This window comes from Staphylococcus sp. HMSC34G04 (genome assembly GCF_001838765.1).
GTDB classification, from domain to species: Bacteria; Bacillota; Bacilli; order Staphylococcales; family Staphylococcaceae; genus Staphylococcus; species Staphylococcus epidermidis.
In genome coordinates, this window is the sequence record NZ_KV838727.1 from 1 (window position 1) to 2645 (window position 2645).

Annotated in this window: 2 protein-coding genes; one reads left to right on the forward strand and one right to left on the reverse strand. The window is 30.2% G+C overall.

The features are described 5' to 3' along the window. Positions 1 to 61: 61 nt before the first annotated feature. Positions 62 to 1537, reverse strand: coding sequence for a nickel ABC transporter substrate-binding protein (gene nikA, locus HMPREF3241_RS05025; RefSeq protein ID WP_070846290.1), 1476 nt, complete (start codon positions 1535 to 1537; stop codon positions 62 to 64). Between the two features lie 249 nt (positions 1538 to 1786). Between nikA and HMPREF3241_RS05030 the strand changes: the two genes are divergently transcribed. After that, positions 1787 to 2506 (forward strand): sirohydrochlorin chelatase, encoded by a 720-nt coding sequence (locus HMPREF3241_RS05030; protein WP_002490688.1) that lies wholly within the window; start codon positions 1787 to 1789, stop codon positions 2504 to 2506. The last annotated feature ends 139 nt before the right edge of the window (positions 2507 to 2645 follow it).

Sequence of the window (2645 nt, forward strand, 5' to 3'; positions counted from 1 at the left end):
TTATGAAAACTCATTTACTGGCTATTTTGCTAAGAATTATGTCCAAGGCTCGTATCAATTATTATTCTTTTTTACTTAATTTATAATCAATTAAATAGATAGATTCTGGTGTAACATTAAAATGTCTTACATTATTATTCACACCATCTATTTGAGAGTTGTAAGTGATATAGCTGTTAGGAACATCTTTTTTAGATTCATTTAGTATTTCATTAGTCACTTGAGCACGTTGTTTGTCACCGAAAGTAGTATTTAATTTTTTAATTAACTGAGTGACTTTAGGATTACTATAATTACCTTTATTTAATGCACCTTCAGGTAAGTATGCAGTGTTAAAGAAATAACCTGTATCACCACGTGGCACACTTAAATAACTATACATTGAAACATCCCAAGCCTGTTTGTTTTTGAGATAACCTTCGATATCATCTACATTGCGTAATTGTATATCAACATTTGCTTTTTTAGCTTCTGATTGTATCACCTGTCCAATTTTAGGCAATTCTGGTCGACCATCGTATGTGACCATATTTAATTTAAGAGGATGCGATTTGGAATAACCTTCTTTAGCTAAAAGTTCCTTTGCACGCTTGATGTCTTGTGATTGAATTTCTTCTTTTTCTAATGATTTTAATCGATGGTTGAAAGGACCTGATGCAGGATCAGCATAATTTTTAGAAACATTTTTAGCAATGTCTTTTCGATTGATAATCATATCTAGTGCTTCTCTTACTTTTTTATTAACTTTTTTACTATCATGATTGTATAACATTAAATGCGTTCTAAAGCCTGATGTACTTTGAATCTTTGCTTTGTTAGATTTTTTTACATCATCAACGCGTTCAATTGGAACATCAGTAGTCAAATCTGATTTGCCTGCTAATAAGTGATCAACACGAGTATTACCATCTTCATGATAAGTGACATTAATTCTTTTTAATTTTGGCGTACCTTGCCAGTAGTCTTTGAATTGTTTTAATACGATTTTTTGCGAACGTTTATAACTGTCAATTTGATAAGGACCCGTACCAACAGGTTGATCAGTTACTTTGTTTTTAGCTTTTGTGTCGTATATAGCAGCAAATGGGCTTGCGAGTTCAGACTTTAATTCTGGATAAGGTTCTTTAGTATTGATTGTGACTTTTTGTCCAAGAGCGTTGATTGATTTGATAGGAAGTGATCCTTTTAACAAATCACTTTTTTTCATTCCCTCTTCAAGACTGCGTTTTACAGCTTCGCCTGTTAAATGATGACCGTTTTGAAATTTAATATTATCTTTTAATGTGAGTTCTAGTTGATTGTCAGATACTTGATGATATTTTTTGACTAATAAAGGTTTAACTTTACCATTTTTCGACATTTTAAAAAGCGATTCCAAGGCACCTGTTTTAACTGGGATATCAGTTTCGTAAGGTGCAATTGATTTAGTTTTCAAAGGTATTTCAACATTGAGGGTGTCTTTGTCAGTACTTGAGGTACCCCCACAGCTCGCTAAAACAAAAGATATCATGACAATAAGAGTAATCAATTTTTTCATAAATGAAATCCTCTCTAAATATGAATTATTTGAGATATTTAAAAATGTAATTATGTAGTAAATATATATACAATTGGCATGATTATATTTATAAACTCTCAACGAATTTTATTATATAACTTATAATTTAAAAAATAAAATTTTTGACAACTATGATAGTACATTTATTTAAGATACTACAATATACATTGGTACATAAATGTGATTTAATTATTCGTAATAATGATAATACAAAAGGGTGGGATAATTATGATAGGTAATATTTTAGTCGCTCATGGTATGAGAAAAGGAAATCAGAATGAAGCTTTAGAAGAATTTATCGGAACTCTATTAAAAGATGAGCAATATTATTATGAGTTAGCATTTTTAGAAAGTGAAACACAAAATCTTGAAATCATAATGGAGAAGATGATTAAGCAAGGAATTACAAAATTTCGTATTGTACCTTTACTCATTTTTAGTGCAATGCATTATGTCAGTGATATTCCACAAATACTTAAAGAGATGAAAGCTCGATATCCACAAATTGATAGTAAAATGAGTGCGCCTCTTGGTACACATCCATATATGAAAACATTGGTAGAAAATAGAATTGCTGATGAAAAAGTCAGTGAAGATTCAACCCAAGCAACTATAGTAATTGCCCATGGAAATGGAAGTGGACGTTTTACGAAAGCACATGATGAATTAAAAGCATTTGTTAAAACGCTTGATAGTCATCATCCTGTTTATGCAAGAGCTTTATATGGGACATTGGCATTTAAAAATGATTTAGATAAAATCTCAGAGCAATATGACGAGTTAGTCATTGTCCCATTATTTTTATTTGATGGTAGATTGGTGAATAAAGTAAAACGCCTTTTAGGTGAAATGACATTGCATAGTCAATTACACATTACGCCCTCGATTAACTTTGATCCAATTTTAAGATTAATTATTAGAGAAAGACTTGAAGCTTTAGATATTTAATATGGTTCAATTATTTTAAATGAAATTAAAAAATATTAATGATATGATTCGCTAAGATTGGGGGCTGGGACATAATTCCTATCTAAATAGCCAGTAAATGAGTTTTATATAAATTCATTTACTGGCTTCTTTATTTACA